The 20,038-nt window shown below is 35.0% G+C and carries 19 protein-coding genes; 8 read left to right on the forward strand and 11 right to left on the reverse strand.

Features of this window, described 5'->3' with window-relative positions; translation table 11 throughout:
* Positions 1 to 107 precede the first annotated feature (107 nt).
* The 5 genes from E0I26_RS06460 to bioB all read left to right on the forward strand — a co-directional run bounded on the left by E0I26_RS06460 (position 108) and on the right by bioB (position 5,578).
* A complete protein-coding gene (locus E0I26_RS06460; RefSeq protein WP_131915668.1) occupies positions 108 to 2,171 on the forward strand; it encodes a T9SS type A sorting domain-containing protein in 2,064 nt (687 codons plus the stop codon).
* Positions 2,172 to 2,264: 93 nt separating this feature from the next.
* Positions 2,265 to 3,194: a bifunctional riboflavin kinase/FAD synthetase gene (locus E0I26_RS06465; protein ID WP_131915694.1), complete on the forward strand. Its 930-nt coding sequence runs from the start codon at positions 2,265 to 2,267 to the stop codon at positions 3,192 to 3,194.
* Positions 3,195 to 3,310: 116 nt separating this feature from the next.
* A complete protein-coding gene (locus tag E0I26_RS06470; protein ID WP_131915669.1) occupies positions 3,311 to 3,760 on the forward strand; it encodes a hypothetical protein in 450 nt (149 codons plus the stop codon).
* A gap of 229 nt (positions 3,761 to 3,989) precedes the next feature.
* Positions 3,990 to 4,427: a hypothetical protein gene (locus E0I26_RS06475; RefSeq protein WP_131915670.1), complete on the forward strand. Its 438-nt coding sequence runs from the start codon at positions 3,990 to 3,992 to the stop codon at positions 4,425 to 4,427.
* Between the two features lie 65 nt (positions 4,428 to 4,492).
* The gene (gene bioB / locus E0I26_RS06480; RefSeq protein ID WP_131915671.1) at positions 4,493 to 5,578 is read left to right on the forward strand and encodes a biotin synthase BioB; all 1,086 of its coding nucleotides are present in this window, start codon (positions 4,493 to 4,495) and stop codon (positions 5,576 to 5,578) included.
* A 64-nt stretch (positions 5,579 to 5,642) separates the two neighbouring features.
* On the opposite strand, the gene E0I26_RS06485 is transcribed toward bioB, so the two are convergent.
* Positions 5,643 to 8,771, reverse strand: a complete 3,129-nt coding sequence (locus tag E0I26_RS06485; RefSeq protein ID WP_131915672.1) for a T9SS sorting signal type C domain-containing protein — start codon at positions 8,769 to 8,771, stop codon at positions 5,643 to 5,645.
* 285 nt (positions 8,772 to 9,056) lie between these two features.
* Here E0I26_RS06485 and E0I26_RS06490 point away from each other — a divergent pair, with 285 nt between their 5' ends.
* Entirely contained in the window at positions 9,057 to 9,524 is a 468-nt protein-coding gene (locus E0I26_RS06490; RefSeq protein WP_131915673.1) for a regulatory protein RecX, read from the forward strand.
* Positions 9,525 to 9,570: 46 nt separating this feature from the next.
* Here the strand turns inward: E0I26_RS06490 and E0I26_RS06495 are convergent, their stop codons facing one another.
* From E0I26_RS06495 to E0I26_RS06530, 8 genes are all read right to left on the reverse strand, one after another.
* Positions 9,571 to 10,755, reverse strand: a complete 1,185-nt coding sequence (locus E0I26_RS06495; RefSeq protein ID WP_131915674.1) for a beta-ketoacyl synthase N-terminal-like domain-containing protein — start codon at positions 10,753 to 10,755, stop codon at positions 9,571 to 9,573.
* A 108-nt stretch (positions 10,756 to 10,863) separates the two neighbouring features.
* On the reverse strand, positions 10,864 to 12,135 hold the full coding sequence (gene bioA / locus E0I26_RS06500; protein ID WP_131915675.1) for an adenosylmethionine--8-amino-7-oxononanoate transaminase: 1,272 nt from the start codon (positions 12,133 to 12,135) through the stop codon (positions 10,864 to 10,866).
* Positions 12,136 to 12,197: 62 nt separating this feature from the next.
* Positions 12,198 to 12,833, reverse strand: a complete 636-nt coding sequence (gene bioD, locus E0I26_RS06505; protein WP_131915676.1) for a dethiobiotin synthase — start codon at positions 12,831 to 12,833, stop codon at positions 12,198 to 12,200.
* Between the two features lie 121 nt (positions 12,834 to 12,954).
* Positions 12,955 to 13,569: a hypothetical protein gene (locus E0I26_RS06510; protein ID WP_131915677.1), complete on the reverse strand. Its 615-nt coding sequence runs from the start codon at positions 13,567 to 13,569 to the stop codon at positions 12,955 to 12,957.
* On the reverse strand, positions 13,559 to 14,062 hold the full coding sequence (locus tag E0I26_RS06515; protein ID WP_131915678.1) for an RNA polymerase sigma factor: 504 nt from the start codon (positions 14,060 to 14,062) through the stop codon (positions 13,559 to 13,561). Before E0I26_RS06515 ends, E0I26_RS06510 begins: the two co-directional genes overlap by 11 nt.
* A gap of 7 nt (positions 14,063 to 14,069) precedes the next feature.
* Positions 14,070 to 14,933 (reverse strand): TraB/GumN family protein, encoded by an 864-nt coding sequence (locus E0I26_RS06520; protein ID WP_131915679.1) that lies wholly within the window; start codon positions 14,931 to 14,933, stop codon positions 14,070 to 14,072.
* A gap of 656 nt (positions 14,934 to 15,589) precedes the next feature.
* Entirely contained in the window at positions 15,590 to 15,799 is a 210-nt protein-coding gene (locus E0I26_RS06525; RefSeq protein ID WP_131915680.1) for a DUF2007 domain-containing protein, read from the reverse strand.
* A 4-nt stretch (positions 15,800 to 15,803) separates the two neighbouring features.
* Complete coding sequence (locus E0I26_RS06530) at positions 15,804 to 16,991, reverse strand: aminotransferase class I/II-fold pyridoxal phosphate-dependent enzyme (protein ID WP_131915681.1); 1,188 nt, start codon at positions 16,989 to 16,991, stop codon at positions 15,804 to 15,806.
* Between the two features lie 215 nt (positions 16,992 to 17,206).
* Between E0I26_RS06530 and E0I26_RS06535 the strand changes: the two genes are divergently transcribed.
* Both E0I26_RS06535 and E0I26_RS06540 read left to right on the forward strand, forming a co-directional pair.
* Entirely contained in the window at positions 17,207 to 17,617 is a 411-nt protein-coding gene (locus E0I26_RS06535) for a DUF2975 domain-containing protein (protein ID WP_165929414.1), read from the forward strand.
* A gap of 2 nt (positions 17,618 to 17,619) precedes the next feature.
* Positions 17,620 to 17,835, forward strand: a complete 216-nt coding sequence (locus E0I26_RS06540; protein ID WP_131915683.1) for a helix-turn-helix domain-containing protein — start codon at positions 17,620 to 17,622, stop codon at positions 17,833 to 17,835.
* A gap of 88 nt (positions 17,836 to 17,923) precedes the next feature.
* Here E0I26_RS06540 and E0I26_RS06545 read toward each other — a convergent pair whose 3' ends face one another.
* Together E0I26_RS06545 and atpD are read right to left on the reverse strand one after the other, a co-directional pair.
* Entirely contained in the window at positions 17,924 to 18,205 is a 282-nt protein-coding gene (locus E0I26_RS06545; protein ID WP_131915684.1) for a FoF1 ATP synthase subunit delta/epsilon, read from the reverse strand.
* A 73-nt stretch (positions 18,206 to 18,278) separates the two neighbouring features.
* Positions 18,279 to 19,790: a F0F1 ATP synthase subunit beta gene (gene atpD / locus E0I26_RS06550; RefSeq protein WP_035668832.1), complete on the reverse strand. Its 1,512-nt coding sequence runs from the start codon at positions 19,788 to 19,790 to the stop codon at positions 18,279 to 18,281.
* Positions 19,791 to 20,038 lie beyond the last annotated feature (248 nt).

A 20,038-nucleotide genomic window follows, 5' to 3' on the forward strand; every position in this document is an offset into this window, starting at 1 on the left:
TGTATTAGACGATAATAATAATTAATTTTAATGCATCTTTAATTAATTATCAGAAAAATTCACACCTTATATCAAAAATTTTCAGATAAAACCAACAGGCTTATACCATGAAAAAAATTACTTTTATACTCATACTATCCCTTTTTTTTTCAGCCAATTATTCGTTTGCACAAGTAAACAATACTACAGAGGTTATCCTTTTTGGTAAAAAGCAAATCATTAAAAAAGGCTCTTTCATTCGATGTGCAACCACAGAATACGAGGAATATTTGAAGTCCAAAAATCCAAATAGATTATCTACAACCGAATTTGAACAATGGATAGCGCCAAAAATTACAATTGAAAAACAAAAAATAAAAAACACATCTAAAGGATTAAAACAAAATGCAGTCATAACAATTCCTGTTGTAGTTCATGTTATACATAATGAGGAAGTAATAGGAGTTGATGAAAACATATTTGATCAACAAGTAATCTCGCAAATTCAAGTACTGAACGAGGATTTTAGAAAAAAAACAGGGACTCCGGGTTTTAATACCAATCCTGTTGGAGCCGATGTTGAAATTGAATTCGCTCTTGCAAAACGTGATCCCTCGGGAATTGTATCAAACGGAATAGACCGAGTAGACTTCGGACAAGAAAGCTGGTCAACTGATGAAATTAATTCCTTTGTAAAACCTCTGACACAATGGGATCCAGAAAAGTATCTTAATATTTGGGTGGTTAAATTAGCACCAAACAATCTTTTAGGGTACGCACAATTTCCAAGTACATCCGGCTTATCAGGACTAAATGCCGATGGAGGCTCAGCTAACACCGATGGTGTCGTGATTGGCTATGCCTTTTTTGGTTCATCAGACTACTTTCCCGGAGGGACATATTTAACCGATTACGATAAAGGCAGAACGACCTCACATGAAGTAGGACATTGGCTCGGGTTAAGGCATATTTGGGGTGATGACGAAGGGTGTGACGTAGATGATTTTTGCGCGGACACCCCGAATACTGGTGAAGCAAATGAAGGGTGCCCGATAGGAGTTGATTCCTGCCCGGCTCCAGGGTTAGACATGGTTGAAAATTACATGGACTATACGAATGATGCCTGCATGAACATATTTACAGTGAATCAAAAAACACGTATGATAACCGTTATGAATAATTCAATTCGAAGAGTTTCATTAAAAACTTCTGACGCGCTTCTTCCTGGAGTAACCTTCGCCAATGACGCCATGACTATGATTGTAAATCTAAATATTAACTGCAGTAAAAGTTTCTCACCAGTCATAAAAATCACAAATAAAGGAAACTCCCCTTTAACACAAGCCTCTATACAATACGGCATTGACAATCAGAATTTACAAACTTATAATTGGACTGGTAATCTGGCCAATAACGAATCCCAAGACATTACTTTAAACAGCTTAACTACAACCGAAGGGAACCATAATTTTAGCTGTACTATAATCAGTGCAAATGGAACAACAGATCAAAATACTTCTAACAACAACAGCGCAGTTAATTTTGACATTACAAACAGCGTAAACTACTCGTATAATACAGCAACCTTTATAGTAAACTTCTCACTACAATTAGACCGCTACGGAACTGAAACTACGTGGAAACTAACAAACGCTGCAGGAAATATATTGTATGAAGGCGGACCCTATACTGATACCGTGGTAGCCGATCCACTTCCCGACCCAATAAACACCAGCTTTAACCTCCTCAGTGATGATTGCTACACTTTTACAATATTTGACAGTCAAAGCGACGGCATTTGTTGTGATTACGGAAGTGGGTTTTACACCTTAAAAACACCAACAGATGAAGTTATTGCTTCTGGCGCGACTTTTGAAGGAGCAGAATCAACTAAATTTAGCATCATTAAAGACGGCAGTTCAATGTCAACCAATGAAGTAAAAAACTTAAATTCGGTTTATCTTTACCCAAATCCTACATCTAATATATTGAATATCGCTGTTGAAAATAAATTAGAGACTCCGGACACTTACAGCGTTATCAATAGTTTGGGTCAAATTATAAAATCTAAAAAAATCGAATCAGAAGATGATCTTCACGTAAATGTTTCAAATTTAACACAGGGTATTTATTTTTTAAAATTATCGAGAAATAAATCCGAAATAACCACTATTCGGTTTATTAAAAAATAAACAAAATCAGCTAAAAAAGGATTGAAGTTTTCAATCCTTTTTAAATTATATCAATTGGATACCTTAAATTTGCACTTTCATAAAACACTTGCTTTGAAGATTTTTCATTCTATAAACGATTTTAGCTCCACAAAAAAAACGATTCTAACCTTAGGAACCTTTGACGGAGTACATATTGGTCATAAAAAAATTCTAAAAAAAATAACCAAAAATACGGAGAACAAGAAATACGAAAGCTTAGTCCTTACTTTTTTTCCGCATCCCAGAATGGTGTTACAAGAACACTCTGATATAAAATTGCTCAATACCATAGATGAAAAAATCGAATTGCTCGAAAAAATTGGCATTGAAAACCTTGTTATACACCCTTTTGACGAAGCATTTTCGAGATTAACTGCCGAAGAGTTCGTGAGTACCATTCTTGTAGATCGGTTTCATATCCAAAAAATAATTATTGGTCACGACCATCGATTTGGAAGAAATCGAACAGCAAATATCGACGATCTTATCGCTTTTGGCAAAGAATATGATTTTGAAGTGGAACAAATATCAGTTCAGGAAATTAATGACATTTCTGTGAGTTCTACTAAAATCAGAAACGCCCTATTAGAAGGAGACATGGCTTTGGCCAATGACTATTTAGGATACGATTACTTTCTAACCGGAATTATTGTCAAAGGAAAACAATTAGGACGAACCATCGGTTTTCCAACGGCTAACTTAAAAATCGAAGAAAATTACAAACTAATTCCGCAAAACGGAGTTTATATTGTAAAAAGTATAATTAATGAACAAACCGTTTTTGGAATGATGAATATTGGATTCAATCCTACTGTTGGGGGGCAAAAACAGTCAATTGAAATTCATTACTTTGATTTTAATGCTGATTTATACAATCAAAAAATCAGCGTTTCAATACTGCAGAGGATTCGTTCAGAACAAAAATTTGAATCAGTTGATTTCCTAAAAGAGCAACTTGGAAAAGATAAAAAAGCGGCACTCGTTTACCTGAATAAATTTTAATTCGGAACCAAAATCTTTTATATTTTTCATAAAACATTGCTATTTTTTCTGTAAATTTGATTGTAATATACTGTTTATCATAGAAGGTGTAATTTTTAAATTTTAAAACTGGCCATATGAAACTACCTAAAGAATTATTAAACGGATTTATTATTTTCCTTGGAATTGGATTTTATTTCTTATTAATGGAGGCTTTAGGCCTTGCCGATTTATATTATTTACGTCTGCTTAATGTCCTATTTATATTTTACGGAACCCAAAAAACCTTAAAATCAAATTTTGCCGAAGGTAAAACCATCTTGGCTTCAAATGCTGTTTCAGCATTAATCACATCACTCACAGGAGTATTTTTAAGCATCATTGGTCTGATAGTTTACAGCTTTTCAAAAGGTGGAGATGCCTATGTAGGCTCATTGTCAAAAACTTTTTTATTCGGCGGAAATCCATCCGTGATGACCTATTCCATTTCCTTATTATTTGAAGGAATCGTATCGGCCGTAATTGTTACATTCATGCTAATGTTATATTGGGACACCCGCTATGCTTCAGACAAACATCAAAATTGATTGAGCTTATTTTACTTATAACACCCTTTATGAAGAAATGATTTACAGCTGTTAAAACAGAATAAAAAACAAATATTCCACTGAAGACACCATCAAAAAACATTTATCGGAAGACGGTAAATAAGACTATTAAACAGTAATAAATTTCGAAAAAGAATACTGTTTTCACTTCAAACATCTATGCTATTGCGTAATGAAACGTGTTTTTTAATTTTTAAAAACGAATCGTATGAAACTACCAAAAGAATTAGTAAACGGTGGTATTATTTTCATCGGAATCGGAGTGTATTTTTTACTAATAGATGCACTTGGTTTTGCTGATTTATTTTATTTACGTCTTTTGAATGTGTTTTTTGTTTTTTATGGCGTCAACAGAACAATCGAGACAAACATTACGGAAGGTAAAAAAAACTTTGTAGACAATGCTGTTTCGGCAATGATTACTTCACTTGTGGGAGTATTTTTAAGCATCATAGGATTAGTGACTTACAGCTACATGAACGGAGGTGATTCCTATGTAAAATCCTTGCCGAAAACTTTTTTATTCGGTGGAAACCCATCAGTAAACACTTATTCCATCTGCTTACTTTTTGAAGGAATAGCCTCTTCAGTAATTGTTACCATGTTGCTAATGTTATATTGGAACAACCGTCATGCAACTGATTAACTTAGCTATTGCATTGCTTCTTTAGAACAATTTGACTACTTTTGGTGCATCAAAAAATCGCATCGATGAGCATTACAAAACACAATTGGACGAAAGAAGAAATTATCGCAATATATAACAAGCCTATGATGGATTTGCTTTTTGAAGCAGCTTCTATACATAGAGAACACCATGATCCAAACGTGGTGCAGGTTTCGACCTTATTGTCTATAAAAACTGGCGGATGTCCTGAGGATTGTGGCTATTGCCCACAAGCAGCCCGTTACCATACTGAAATTGAAGGCAATGATTTAATGTCAGTAAGCCAAGTAAAAGCACAAGCCTTACGTGCAAAATCAAGCGGATCCTCTCGTGTATGTATGGGAGCAGCTTGGAGAAACGTAAAAGATGGTCCTGAATTTGACCAAGTACTTGAAATGGTTCGTACCATAAACAAATTGGATATGGAAGTGTGCTGTACCCTTGGAATGATTACTGAAAACCAGGCACACCGATTGGCAGAAGCAGGTTTATACGCATACAACCACAATTTAGACACCTCCGAAGAATATTATAAAGAAGTGATTTCAACACGCGGATTTGAAGACCGTTTGCAAACTATAGAGAATGTTCGTAAAACGAATGTTACTGTTTGTAGCGGAGGAATAATTGGGATGGGAGAAAGTATCGAAGACAGAGCAGGAATGCTTGTAGCACTTTCTACATTGAACCCACAACCAGAATCTGTGCCAATAAATGCTTTGGTTGCTGTTGAAGGAACCCCGATGGAAGAAGAAAAACCGGTAGAAATCTGGGAAATGATTCGAATGGTAGCCACTACGAGAATCATCATGCCTGAAACTCAAGTACGTTTATCAGCCGGAAGAATGAACATGAGCCGTGAAGGTCAAGCCATGTGTTTCTTTGCCGGTGCCAATTCTATTTTTGCTGGAGATAAATTGCTTACTACACCAAATCCTGATGTAAATGAAGACATGAAAATGTTCGAAATGTTAGGTTTAAATCCACAAAAACCATTTACAAAGGTTTCCCAACCACAAACTGTTGAGGCTGAAGATTCTCAATTTGCACCATTAGGTGAAAAACCAAAATGGTCAAGACCAGGACATACCATTGACAGAAATCTTGAAGCATCTGGTAAAGAAAAATAACTATCTTTTCCGATTAACACACAAACCATCTGTTCAAACCAGATGGTTTTTTTATGCATTTATTTTAATAAACAACCTTTCTCACAACTGAACGACCATTTTGAAAAACTATATTAATCAATACTACTTGATGATTTGAAACCAAATTAAGTACCGAAAAATTAACATCGTTTATATTACTTCTTTTGTACATTTTTCTTCCTGACAAATCATATATGGTAACCTCATCAATCAATTCTTCAGTAGAATTTATTTGTAATTGTTTGTTTTTATGGAATACCAAAACTGATTCCTTTTCTTTTTGAAATTTATTCGCAGACAAAGTTCTATTAGCATACCGCAATACAAATCTGTCATTGAAAGTCCCTACTTTACTGGTAAAACTATAGGCCCCATCTTTCAGATTATGGATTACTTTAATCTCTTTGTCTTCAATAAAAACAGCTTGATTCACTAGCAACCCGTCAACGGCATCAATATTTATTGTAAAAACACCTTCAATAGTAGTATTATAACCCAATGGCACGGTATCGGTTTCTTCAAAAGGCAGCAATCTCCCCTGAATTACTAAATTTTTATCTTGATTGACACTATAAAAATCAACGTATTCATTTCCGTCAAAACTTTCCCCATCAAAAGGACCATCATGCCCATTGGTAGCACCTGTTACATAACCAATCAAGGTTTGCTTGAAAGCGCCACGGTCATTCGACAAATTCAACCAAATGCGATGTTTTTCGATTACATTGGCAGATTTTACTTTAGTGTTGCCTATTTTGAAAAATTGAGAATTATCTCCTGCTATGGCCCCAACACCCACTCGCATGCTATTGTTAAACACAACTGCATTACCAGAAATAGGTGCAACTTTACTCGACACAAAGAATCCTTGCCCTGAAGCAATTTTACCGGATGGTTTTTCACCACCACTTGCAGCTGCAAGTGTTTCTACTCCTCCAACCCCATTATAAGATGCATAATCATCGGAAGTATAATTGTATAGGAAGTCTCCCGCTATGGCATCACTAGGTGGCGAGTTGTGGGTCCAGAAATAAATGGTTCCGTCCAGAACGCCGGCATTGGCAGTCAAGAATGTATCTGCATCCAAAGCCGAAGGATACGGATTTCCTAAAAGATACGATTTATCCGGATTAACACCCATAAGAGAGTACCCTCCGTTATTTGGAACACCTTCAAAAACGGCTGAAAAAGGGGTCGCAGTAATTAGATCATGATCTTGGGGTGCGCGAATAGCATATCCCTCTCCCTCTGTCATTGGAGTTACTGACGATTCTTGTGCCCAATCATCTGTGTCAGGATTAAAAGAAAAATACTTATCCCCGAGTGTGTTTGGAGAAAGTGCTCCTAAAGCATATCCCGCTACAGGGGACGACCAATAGGTGAAATCGTATTTCCTAACTGGATTGGTTGTTCGTTTATAGATTATATCACCTGTATTTACCGCAGCGTCATTTATTTGCACTAAGCTGGCGTTGTTTTCAAATGTCAATGATCCTCCAGAAACAGTTACCGCATTAGTTATCTTCAAAGTATGTCCAGAATTGATTATGATCGCCCCCGAATTTACTTGACAAGAACAACCCTCTAAATCACCTGTTGAATTATAGCCTGCATTAAAAACAATTTTTTGATTACTTGTGGGAGGAGAACCTGTTGACCAAGTCCCTGTATAAGTATTGGTAACTAATGACGATATTACAACATTTTTCACTAAAGATACACAACCTGCAGCATTTCTTGCATAAACCGTGTGGGATGAACCTTGTGCTAAACTACCATAAACTAATGTTCCGGAATAGGCACTTCCATCAAAACTGTAAGTTTCTCCTGAAACAGCTATTATGGTTATACTACATGTCGCTACTGTACATGTAGGTTCAGTTATTGTAACTGTTGGGGCACTTGGCAATGAATTTACTGTTACCGTAGCACTACCTGTAAGTGTTTGTGTACATGATGGATTAGTCGAATAAACAACACTTACCAAAGCATACACAAAAGAACCAGCTATAGTTGTAGGCACTGAAACATTTGCAGTACCACTTGCAACAACACTTACAGTTGGACTTACAACTCCATTAATAGTATAGGTTATAGTTATTCCTGCTGCCTGTGGGTTTGTAAATGCAATATTTGGACTTGTAGCGCCAAGACATACCGCCGTAGTACCACTAACGGTCGCTGTTGGGTTTGGTCTAAAAGTAACATTGGCAGTTTTATTAGCTGGTGATAAATTTACACAACCATTAGCATTGGTAATTGATAGTAAAGTATATGTTTTTGAAGTTGTAGCTGATACATTAAAAGTCGTAGCAGCATTGGTATTTATAGTTTGACTATAAGTCGTTGTTCCATCCGTATAGGACAAAGTATATGGAGGCGCTCCATTGGTGTCATCCGCATCAAAAGTAAGTGTGGCTTGACTGCCTATACAAAACGAACCTCCCGTAAAACCAGAACTTGATGTATTGTTAGGCAATGCATTGACAACTACTGTAGTTGAAACAATCATCGTTTTGTTTAGTGAAGCAGAAAAAATCCTTACTTTGTAAGTATGCGTACCTGCTGTAGATGTAATAGACAAATTTTGTCCCGTACCAATTGGATTCGTTGAAACAGCTGGCTCATACCAAGTATAAGTAAAAGCCCCCCCATTCGGTGGAGGTGTAGCCGACAAATTAATACTATTGCCAGTACAAACAGGAGAGTTAGAAGTGGCACTACCCGAACCTCCAAAACTTTCAATATCAGAAAAGGTAACATCTGCTCCGCCACCTCCATTACAACTTGCATATAAAACTCCTCCAATATAAATACGTTCTGAAGCATTACAACTTGATCCTGATAAATCACCCCCCGATTCAACAACAATTGAAGATCCAGCGCCCAAATACAACCTATCGCTTGATCCGAAATTTACAGCTGCATTATTCTTTATGACAAACTGAATAGAGTTCAAACAAGTCAAATCCAAATCTGCATTAAAATTTAAACTTGTTGTTGTTGTTCCGTTCCCTATATTTATAGCTGTACAGCCCGTATATGAACTACAAGGCATAGTACTAGTATTAACATTTCCAGTTACAGTACACTGTGCCCCCACATTTTCAGAAAAAGCAAACAACAAAAACAGAACAGCAAAAATAGTAGACTTTGGTAAAAGTATTTTCATATTTCGTTACGTATTATCCTTACAAAACAACCCTATACCTCATTGTAAAAGAAGGCACTACAGCAAAAAAAGTAAAATTCAGCAGAAGAATGAAATTAAGTCGTTCAAAGGCTATTAAATCAGTTGTAAAACGGAAAGTCTAGATTTGACAATGCTGTTATTTTAATCTCGAAATCATAAAAACCTTTAAACTGTAGAATAGTGTTATTTCGTAAAAATATTTTTTTTGTCGACACGCACTTTTATTCATTGTTAATTCTTAAATTCCCCATTTCAAACCTAAAAATGAACCCAGTTTTTTCCATAAAAGAAGCGATACATAAGATCGAACATTATTGCGCCTATCAGGAACGCTGTCATGAAGAAGTAGTTTCAAAATTACGGAGCATGAAAATGGAATCTGGAGAAATTGATGCCATTATTGTACATCTTATCGGTTCCAATTTTCTAAATGAAAGCCGTTTTGCCTGTAGTTTCGCAAGAGGAAAACACCGGATTAAATTTTGGGGGAAAATAAGAATTGTAAATGAATTAAAATTTCGAAAAATCACTCAATACAATATTAATCTGGCACTCAAAGAAATCACACTCGAGGAATATACCGCAACATTTGACACGCTAGCCGAAAGAAATTGGGAAACCATCAAAGAAACCAACGAACTAAAAAAACGAAAAAAATTTTGTGATTACTTATTACGCAAAGGGTATGAAAGTAATTTGGTTTATGAAAAACTTAAAGAATTTAAGACTTAAAGTCCTCAAAACAAACTCTGATTTTTATCAAAAACCCTTTGTATTTTTATACCGATAACAAAATACTTACCGCATTCCCTCCAAAACCAACTGCATTAATCAGTACTTTTTTAATAGGTTTTGTTTGTATTTGTGCTTCCGCAAAAGGAACTCCGATGAAGGTATTGTGTCGCATCATCAAAATAGCGAGTTCCATACTCAATATTCCCGATGCGCCAAAAGTGTGGCCTATTTTCCATTTATTGGTAGTCAAAAGCGGAAGTGTTGCACCAAAAATTTTCTCGATAGCTCTATATTCCGTCAAATCGCCTTTTATGGTTCCCGGAGCATGCATCACAATAACATCAACTTCGGATAAATCAGTGTTTTCCAACGCCATTTTCATTGATTTCTGGAAACAAGTCGCTTCCGCAGAAATAGAAATGTTATGTTCCAGAATTTCTGTAGCATATCCAATTCCTTCTATAAAAGCCAATGCATTTTCTTTTTTACCAATTTCGAGACAACAAACTCCGGCGCCTTCGCCAAGAATCATGGTATTCTGTTTTTTGTCTAAATCAAGTGCCCGATTTGGATAAATTTCTTCACTATTGGAATAAATTTTCAACGCCCGCATTTGGGCAATCGTAAAATCAGTTAATGGCGCTTCACTTCCACCAACTAAAAATTTATCAGCCATTCCAGCCCGAAGCCAAGCCACTCCGTTTAATACCGCATGCAAAGCGGTAGAACACGTTATGGAATGTGAAATTTCAGGACCTGAACTCTGCAAATCATGGGCAACCCAAGAAGAAATATTTCCCAAAGTGGTCGTTGGAGAAGCCAGAGTTTGCGCTTTACCCGTTTCTAAATAGTCCTGATAATGTTTTTCGAATAAATCTGTTGCACCTCGAGACGAACCAATGTTAATTCCAAAAATATCTTTTGGAGTCCAACCCGCATTTTGCATTGCTTTTCGGGAAGCCACCATAGCATACAAAACCGATTTGTCTAAGGACTTATATTTGTTATCTGACTCTCGCAAGACCTCAACGACTTCTTCTAAATTAGTGTCCAGCTTAGCAACGTATGTTTTTTTATGGTCTAAATCATGCTCCGTAAAACAATGATTTTCATTGAGATAATTTTCCCAAATAGACTCAGGTGTATTACCTAAAGGTGAAATAGAAGCAATGGCTGTTATAGAGATTGTCTGTTGTTGCAAGTGGATAATTTTTTTATTTTGTTTCATGAAGATTCACAAAGAAAGCTCGAAGATGCGCTACGTTTTACTATTGTTAAAGAAAATTTTTAATCCTATTTCTTTGTGAATCTTTGTGTAATCACTTTGGAGGCAAAATTAAACTATTTCTAAGGCATTTTCGACTACTTGATATACTTTTTGTAATTGCTCATCGGTAATAATATATGGAGGCAGAATGTACACAATATTTCCTACTGGACGCAGAATCACTCCGTTTTCGATAAAGAAATCATAGAGTTTGTTTCGTAAGGATCCATAATAACTGGCGGAACTTTCGGTTTTTATTTCTAATGCAAAAATGACGCCCAGCACTCGTGTTGTGACTACTTTTGGATGATTTTTAACACGCTCCTGAAAAGCCAAATGACTTTGATTGACACGAGCAATATTAACTTGCATTTCATTGGTTTGCAACAAAGCAATACTGGCCAAAGCCGCAGCACAACCCGTAGGATTTGCCGTGAAAGTATGTCCGTGAAACAACGCTTTGTTGATATCATCATCATAAAAAGCTTCAAAAATACCTGCAGTAAAAGTAGTAATCGCCATTGGAATGGTTCCTCCGGTCAACGCTTTGGACAAACACATCATATCTGGTTTTTCCACCAGATAATCCGTTGCAAAAGTTTTACCCGTTTTTCCAAAACCGGTCATCACTTCATCCGCAATGGTAAGGACATTACTCTCTTGACAAATTCGCATCAATATATCTAACGATTCCGGCTGATACATCACCATTCCTGCGGCTCCTTGAACCAGTGGCTCAAAAATAAAACCTGCACAATTGTTGTTTTTTATAACGGATTGTAAAGCATCGTAACTTTCCTGCTCCAGTCCTTTAACCGGAACCGGAATCCGAACCACGTCAATAAACATTCCTTGAAAAGCTTGGGTATAAAATGAAATTCCGCTTGCCGCCATTGCTCCAAAAGTATCGCCATGAAAGGCGTTTTCGAAAGCAATTATAGTGGTTCTTTTTTCTCCTTTATTAAAGAAGTACTGCAAAGACACCTTAATTGCAATTTCGACTGCCGTAGAACCATTGTCCGAAAAGAATATTTTTTGTTGGTTTTTTGGTAAAATTTCCATCAGCTTCTCAGCTACCAAAATAGCAGGTTCATGTGTAAATCCACCAAATAGCACATGTTCTAATGTCGTGAGTTGTTTGTAGATTGCATCGGCAATAAACTTGTTGGAATGTCCGTAAGGATTGACCCACCACGAAGCGATTGCATCAATATATTCTTTGTCATTTTCGTCCCAAAGCAGTGCACCTTTCCCTTTTTTAATGGCAATTGGTAACGCTGCGGTTTTGTGTTGGGTATACGGATGCCAAAGATATTGGCGGTCTCTTTCTGTTAAATTCATTTGAATGATGATTGTAGATTTTTGATTTAGCTATTAGTTTTTAGCCATTGCTATTGATTTTGCTATTGCAATTGCAAAAGATCTTCTCGAAACAAATCGGCATATTCTTTTATTACATTTTGATCAAAATAAGGCTCTTGTACTATTCTTCCAATGCATTTCAAACCTGTTTTATTCAAAATTATTTCTTCCGTAGCTTTATCCCGATAGCTATCGGGATCATCACCCGAAAAAACAATTCCAGCAAGAGTAATTTTTCTATTCTGCAAAGCTTCAATGGTCAATAAGGTATGATTGATACTTCCCAAATAATGGCGGGAAACTACGATCACTTTATAATCCGGTTGAATCAAATCAATCACACAATCATTCGCGTTTAACGGAACAAAAACACCTCCCGCACCTTCAACGACCAAATGATTCTCTGTTTTAGGTTCGATGATTTTATTTAAATCAATAGTAATACCATCTAATTCAGCAGCGAGATGTGGACTTGCAGCAGTATTCAAAGCATAACTATTGGAATGAATTACCGTCTTTTCATTAGATAAAAAACATTTGATTTTATGACTATCCGAATTTCCTAAATCGCCGGCTTGGATTGGTTTCCAGTAATCAGCTTCCAAAGCTTCTGTTATAATGGCTGATGCGATGGTTTTACCTACATCGGTTCCAATCCCTGTGATGAATAGTTTCATAAATTGATTTTAACCGCAAAGTTCGCAAAGTATTCACAAAGTTCACCAAAAAATCAGCATTATTGAACCCCGATTATAAAATCAAAAAAAATGCCTATCGAGTTGACAGGCATTCTTTCTATTATTCTTCTTTTAATTCGTCTAGAACTTTTCGTATTTGCTTAGCATATTTACCGTAAAAATAATGAACCCAAATTTCAGTTAAAAATCCAACTAATAAAATAGAAAAAACTAAAGTTACCAATAGCGGCACTAACTTACTATGTATAATGTCCCCACTAAACATCGACATTAAATCGGGGTTTTTATATAAAAAATAACCTGTCAAATACATCATTATAAAAGGCCCTAATGCAAAAGTAAATGTTTTATATAATTCCATATTTAATCTTATGTCGTAATACGTTTCGTATAAATTATCTTTGGTGTTCAAAACAGTGGTATTTAACCTTTTGAAAAACAAAAAAAGTTTTACTAAATAATAAATACTTACGGCAAACATTATCGCATATAAAAAGTAATAAGGCGTTATCATATTTGCCGGAAACTTACTACATAACGGTATCAAACCAATAAACACAAGTGCTAAAAATTGATTAATAAGTTCAAAACGTAAATTTTTTCTAATTTTTTCTAACGGCATATTAGCCGATTTTAGTTTCTCTAAATTGGTTGGAACTTTAATGTCACTGTCAGTGTCATTATTCCATGCTGATTGTATATCTTTAAAATCCATATCCTTGTTTTTCAATTATTTCTTTCAATTTGTTTTTTGTTCTGTTCAGTTTTACTCTGGCATTGCCTTCTGAAATCCCCATATTATCCCCAATTTCTTTATGAGAATAGCCTTCAAGATGATAAAAAACCAATGCTTTTTCTATTTTATCTAATTTATTTACCGCACGATAAAAATGATCTAGTTGTGATTCTTTTATTTCTGAATCGCCTATTTCATCTTTGATGTCATCTGATGAGAGTGCATAATTATCGACTTTTCTTTTTTCCTTCTTAAAGAAAACGATTGCTGTATTTACGGCTACCCGATACATCCATGTCGAAAATTGGCTTTCGTTTCTAAAGGAATCATACGATTTCCAGAGCTGACATATAATTTCTTGGAATAAATCCTGTTGATCATCCCGATTATCCATATACATTTTGGAAACCTTATGTAATATTCCTTTATGAATCTCAATTCGTGCTAAAAATTCTTTTTCCTTTTCCTTCAAAATACTATTAGTTCATTACGGGTTTTACAGTAAAACCTGCATTTTTCAACAATTGGACTACTCCATAATCCCCAGCCAAATGAGCTGCGCCAACAGCATAAAAAGTACTTTTTTGTTTCATCATTATCGGCATATTTTTAACCCAATTCGTATTTCTTTCATCAAGCATCAACTTTTTATCAGTAGCACTCATGAATTTCTCAACTGTCATCGCATCGTAAAGTGCCTCAAACTTTTCTGATTTATAGTTCTCAACCATCACTTTAGTCATTTGATTGTATTGATTACTATTTTTCAGCAATTCTAAAACATCTTCCTCATCCATTGTCTTATTTATGCATTCCAATTGTTCTTTAACTGTCTCTAAACCGCCTATTAATTTATTTTGAGTTTTAGCCAATTTAAGCAATTCCATCTCGTACAACTTCAAATTATCGCATTCAAAAGATTTAACAGTAACCAAACTTACTAACATTGCTAGAGAATAATTATCAAATTGTTTAGCGGATATTTTGTATTTAGAAAGCAACAATGAGTCTAATTCATTAAATTTTTCCACAGTCAGTTTTTTACTTAAGGGAATATCCGACATTAAAGCCAATTGCATCTCCTTCATTTCTTTTTCGTTATCAAAATTGACTTCCATAATATATTGATCACTCTTTAACAATGCCTTTTTGACTTTTTCTTTCAATAAAAAATCTTTTTCGCAAATCATGTGGATGGTTCCAAACAGATAAGAGGGCTTGGCTAACCCATTTCCTGTTACTTCCCATAACAGGGAAGATTCCTTTGTTTTTTCTTGCGCAAAAGTAATATTAGAAATAAATAATACTGCGGCTACTGCTAATGTGCTAACTAATTTTTTCATTGTAATTCTTTTTTTGATTGATTGATTGATTGATTGATTTAGTTGATGATTATTTAGATGACTGAAACTCCGTTGAATTATTTACTGTATTTTGATCTTAAGACAGAGGCAATTCCTGCTACAAGAAAACAAACCATACATACCAGCAAATTAAAATTATAATCGGGCTTCTCATAAAAATAATCATTTACTAACATATGCCCTATTACTAGTGTACTAATAAAAATCATAATGGGTCCAAAATAATTTCTCTCGCTAAATTTTTTGGTAGTTTCTGTTTTCATAATGGTTTTGTTTATTTGATTACGACTCGTAAGTAATTAAATAAGCAAAACGTTACAAAAAAAATTTAAACTTTTTTAAAGAAGTGAGTAAATACAATGCATCACAGCCGAAATTTCTTCAGGCGAATTATAACTGTGTAAACAAAATCGCAGACGTTCTTGACATTCGCCTTACTTAAATTCAAAATTACACTTATTACATTTGTATTTATGTTTGGAATAAATAGGCATTAAAACAAAAAGTAGTGATAAAATAAATACAAAAAGAGTTTTTATATCTTTTATTGAAGTTATCATTTCGATTTCTTCAGCACCACACTTTGGACATTTAATCAATTCATTATTCTCATCTAATGAATATTCACTGATTTCTTACAGAACATCATTTGCTTTAACAAAATCCTTGCTTTTTACAAAAAGTTTGATTCCGCCAATAGCATTACTATACATTGGATTTGCGTCTACAGTATTGTTGTCTCGCATAAACACCTTAATCCCTTCTGATTCTAGCTTGCCTTTAAAAATCAATGCTTCTGAAGAATATTGAAAAGTAGCAATTTTTCGAAAAGTCATTTCTTCCATGACACTAAAAAATAAGTTTACTTAACAATCCTAACACTTCCGAGATTTGCTCCTTCGAATTATAACTGTGGAGACAAAAACGCAGGCGTTCCTGTCCTTCGGGAACTGTTGGAGACAAAATTGCTTTCACATCAAATCCTTTTTCCTGCAGTTGGTTGGCGATTGCTTTTACTTTTTCATTTCCTGGAATGATAGCTGATTGTATGGCCGATTTGCTTCGAACAAAAATCTGTTTTAATCCTAACAAATTCTTTTCCTGATTGAAATGAATGATGTTTTCTCGAAGTGTTTCTATGTTTTTTTTCTCTTTGTCTAAATAATTATAGGCAACTAAAATCGTTGCAACGGAATGTGGCGAAAGTCCCGTAGTATAAATAAAACTTCGGGCAAAATTGACCAAATAGCTTCTCAATTCCGGAGAACCTAAAATCGCTGCTCCATGACATCCCAGTCCTTTTCCAAAAGTTATGATTCGGGCAAAAACTTGATCTTGCAATCCCAGCATTTGAACGAATCCTTCGCCTGCTGAACCAAAAACTCCCAAAGCATGCGCTTCATCAACAACTAAATAACAATTGTGTTTATCTGAAAGTTGCACTAATTCCTCTAGATTTGGACAATCTCCGTCCATTGAGAAGACACTTTCGGTAACGATGTAAATTTCGCTTAACAAAGTACCTCGTCCCTCGACTGCGCTCGGGAAGACATGCTCATTACGAAAGCGTAAAATCAACTTTTCTAAATCCTCAAAATCATTGTGATCGAATTTATAGGCTTTCGCATGCGACAGTTGAATTCCGTCACGAATAGAAGCATGACACAACTCATCGTATAAAATCAAATCTCCTTTTTGTGGAACCGAACTAAAGAATCCAACATTAGCATCATAACCCGAATTGAAAATTAAAGCAGTTTCTGATTGATGGAAATTGGCAATAAAATCTTCTGTTTCTTGATACAGTTTATGATTTCCAGATAATAATCGGGATCCTGTCGCTCCGTTTTGAATGATTTTATTGTTAATTAAATACTCATGCGTTTCATTAAAAATAATTTCCGATTGAGACAAACCCAAGTAATCATTGGAAGAAAAATCGATTAATTGCTTATTGCTTACAAACAACAATCTCAAGGCATTACCTTGAACGCGTTGCTCTAATTTATTTGATAATATAGCAGGGAATAATTTCATAGGTTACAAAAATAAGGAACTTAATTTTATTAAAATTTACAATTAATTATTGTTAATAATTCTTTTATTATTGTTTTACGATAATTTAAGTATATTTACAGTCTAATTAAAACATATATAAAATGAGAAAATTAAATTATTTCAAAAACATAATACATCTTTTTTACTATTACTACCTGATCCTCATGGTAGAAATGCTTTGAAAATTAATCGGGTTGTCATTAGGATACGAAACAGATATAACCCTAGCTGGTTACAAGATCTCCAACAACAACCTAGTAGATAAAATATTTTTAATCTTAGACCTTATAAGTTCTGCCATTTTCATTTACGGCATCTACATTTTAAGAAAACTAATCGAACTATTCATATCAAGCGATATTTTTAGTACGGAAGTCATCCAAAAATTAAACCAAATCGGTAAAGTCTTCTTGTTGTCAACATTAACAGAGTTAATAGCGGCCAGTTTAATATTTATTCCACTCGGATACAACCAAAAACCTATAGACCATTCATGGATTAATTTCGAATTCCCAACATTAGGACTTGCTTTGTTTTTTATGTTTTTAAGCGAAGTATTTAAAAAAGCCAAAGAAACGAAAGACGAAAACGACTTAACCGTATAATTATGGCTATAATAATCAACGTGGACGTAATGTTGGCAAAACGCAAAATGAGATCCAACGAATTGGCAGATCGCATCGGAATCACTACAGCCAATCTGTCGATATTAAAAACCGGTAAGGCGAAAGCCATACGGTTTTCAACACTGGAAGCAATTTGTGCTGTTTTAGAATGTCAGCCAGGTGACATTATGGAATATGTAAAAGAAACTGAAGGATAAAAAAACGCACAAAACTCTTATGAAAAGAACTCATAAAAAAAGCCAAACATTACTGTTTGGCTTTTCCATTTTATTAATCGAAATTACTTTAGTCCGCTAAAATAATAACTTTATTGTCTTTCATTTCAATTGTCCCCGAATTGATAGCCAGCGTATAATTTTGAGCATCTAACTTTGTGAATTTACCTGCCACTTCTTTTGCAAAAGTAAAAGAAGAAGCTGTAATTTTCACGACACCTTTTCCTAAAATAGAAACGATTGGTGCGTGGTTATTCAAAATTTGAAAGCTTCCATCAACCCCTGGCAATGTAACCGAAGTCACTTCTGCTGAAAATAATTTTGCTTCTGGTGATACTATTTCTAATAACATAATTATGAGTTTTGAATTATGAGTTATGAGTTTTCAAAATTTGAAATAACTCATAACTCATAACTTATAATTTTTAAGCTTCCGCTAACATTTTTTCTCCAGCTTCGATAGCTTCTTCGATAGTACCTTTAAGGTTAAAAGCTGATTCTGGCAAGTGATCTAATTCACCGTCAATAATCATATTAAATCCTTTGATAGTATCTTTAATATCAACTAACACCCCTTTTAACCCTGTAAATTGCTCAGCAACGTGGAAAGGCTGAGATAAGAAACGTTGTACACGACGCGCTCTTGAAACGGCTAATTTATCATCTTCTGATAACTCTTCCATACCAAGGATCGCGATGATATCTTGTAATTGTTTGTATTTTTGTAAAATTTCTTTCACTCTTTGAGCACAGTCATAATGCTCATCACCTAAAATTTGTGGAGTAAGGATTCTTGAAGTTGAATCCAACGGATCCACTGCAGGATAAATACCTAACTCAGCAATTTTACGAGATAATACTGTTGTTGCATCTAAGTGAGCAAAAGTTGTAGCCGGAGCTGGATCCGTTAAATCATCCGCAGGAACGTAAACCGCTTGTACAGATGTAATAGAACCTTTGTTTGTTGATGTAATACGCTCTTGCATCGCACCCATTTCAGTAGCCAATGTTGGTTGGTACCCTACTGCAGATGGCATACGACCTAAAAGAGCCGAAACCTCAGAACCTGCTTGTGTAAAACGGAAGATATTATCAACGAAGAACAAAACGTCTTTCCCTTGATCAGTACCTGCTCCATCACGGAAATATTCCGCAATAGATAATCCTGAAAGCGCTACACGAGCACGAGCTCCAGGAGGCTCATTCATTTGTCCGAAAACGAAAGTAGCTTTAGACTCTCTCATTCCTGGCATATCTACTTTAGATAAATCCCATCCTCCATTTTCCATAGAGTGCATGAATTCATCACCGTATTTTATAATTCCAGACTCCAACATCTCACGAAGTAAGTCATTTCCTTCACGTGTTCTTTCCCCTACTCCTGCGAATACAGAAAGTCCACCGTGACCTTTTGCAATATTGTTGATCAACTCTTGAATCAATACTGTTTTACCAACACCTGCACCACCGAACAATCCAATTTTACCTCCTTTTGAGTAAGGCTCAATTAAATCGATTACTTTAATACCTGTGAATAAAACTTCAGATGAAGTGGATAAATCTTCGAATTTTGGTGCTTGTCTGTGAATAGACATACCGTTTTCTCCTGTTTTTGGCAAGTTTCCTAAACCATCAATGGCATCTCCAATTACGTTGAACAAACGTCCGTAAACATCGGCTCCAATTGGCATTTGGATAGGATTTCCTGTTCCAACTACTTCATAACCTCTACTCAAACCATCTGTTGAGTCCATCGAAATGGTACGAACTGTATTTTCACCAATGTGAGATTGCACTTCAAGTACTAATAAAGTACCATCTTTTTTTGTGATTTCTAATGAATCATAAATTTTTGGAAGTTCAACATCCTTACCGTTGAAAACAACGTCAACTACTGGGCCAATGATCTGGGCAACTTTTCCTATTACTTTAGACATTACTTATGTATTTATTAAATAGCTATTTAGGTTTATGAAACAGAACCAATCGAAACTTATCGATTAGACACTTTTTTCAGTGCGCAAAGATAATTTTTTAAAATATAAAATCAATAATTTTTTTTATAAAAAACAGGATAATTTTAACGGATTGTCTCAAACCCGTTCATAAACAAACAAAAACGCTAGATTTTAATGAAATAAAAAACCACCGCGTCATCAAACGGGTGGCTTTTTACTTAAAACAA

Origin of the sequence: Flavobacterium rhamnosiphilum, assembly GCF_004349195.1 — a bacterium.
GTDB lineage: Bacteria > Bacteroidota > Bacteroidia > Flavobacteriales > Flavobacteriaceae > Flavobacterium > Flavobacterium rhamnosiphilum.

Excerpts from the sequence above, each read along its gene's own strand:
- bioB (WP_131915671.1), top strand. The coding sequence starts at position 4,493 with ATGAGCATTACAAAACACAATTGGACGAAAGAAGAAATTATCGCAATA.
- E0I26_RS06530 (WP_131915681.1), bottom strand. The coding sequence starts at position 16,991 with ATGAAATTATTCCCTGCTATATTATCAAATAAATTAGAGCAACGCGTT.
- E0I26_RS06510 (WP_131915677.1), bottom strand. The coding sequence starts at position 13,569 with ATGGATTTTAAAGATATACAATCAGCATGGAATAATGACACTGACAGT.
- E0I26_RS06470 (WP_131915669.1), top strand. The coding sequence starts at position 3,311 with ATGAAACTACCTAAAGAATTATTAAACGGATTTATTATTTTCCTTGGA.
- bioA (WP_131915675.1), bottom strand. The coding sequence starts at position 12,135 with ATGAATTTAACAGAAAGAGACCGCCAATATCTTTGGCATCCGTATACC.
- bioD (WP_131915676.1), bottom strand. The coding sequence starts at position 12,833 with ATGAAACTATTCATCACAGGGATTGGAACCGATGTAGGTAAAACCATC.
- atpD (WP_035668832.1), bottom strand. The coding sequence starts at position 19,790 with ATGTCTAAAGTAATAGGAAAAGTTGCCCAGATCATTGGCCCAGTAGTT.
- E0I26_RS06475 (WP_131915670.1), top strand. The coding sequence starts at position 3,990 with ATGAAACTACCAAAAGAATTAGTAAACGGTGGTATTATTTTCATCGGA.
- E0I26_RS06540 (WP_131915683.1), top strand. The coding sequence starts at position 17,620 with ATGGCTATAATAATCAACGTGGACGTAATGTTGGCAAAACGCAAAATG.
- E0I26_RS06485 (WP_131915672.1), bottom strand. The coding sequence starts at position 8,771 with ATGAAAATACTTTTACCAAAGTCTACTATTTTTGCTGTTCTGTTTTTG.
- E0I26_RS06545 (WP_131915684.1), bottom strand. The coding sequence starts at position 18,205 with ATGTTATTAGAAATAGTATCACCAGAAGCAAAATTATTTTCAGCAGAA.
- E0I26_RS06525 (WP_131915680.1), bottom strand. The coding sequence starts at position 15,799 with ATGGAAGAAATGACTTTTCGAAAAATTGCTACTTTTCAATATTCTTCA.
- E0I26_RS06495 (WP_131915674.1), bottom strand. The coding sequence starts at position 10,755 with ATGAAACAAAATAAAAAAATTATCCACTTGCAACAACAGACAATCTCT.
- E0I26_RS06490 (WP_131915673.1), top strand. The coding sequence starts at position 9,057 with ATGAACCCAGTTTTTTCCATAAAAGAAGCGATACATAAGATCGAACAT.
- E0I26_RS06460 (WP_131915668.1), top strand. The coding sequence starts at position 108 with ATGAAAAAAATTACTTTTATACTCATACTATCCCTTTTTTTTTCAGCC.
- E0I26_RS06520 (WP_131915679.1), bottom strand. The coding sequence starts at position 14,933 with ATGAAAAAATTAGTTAGCACATTAGCAGTAGCCGCAGTATTATTTATT.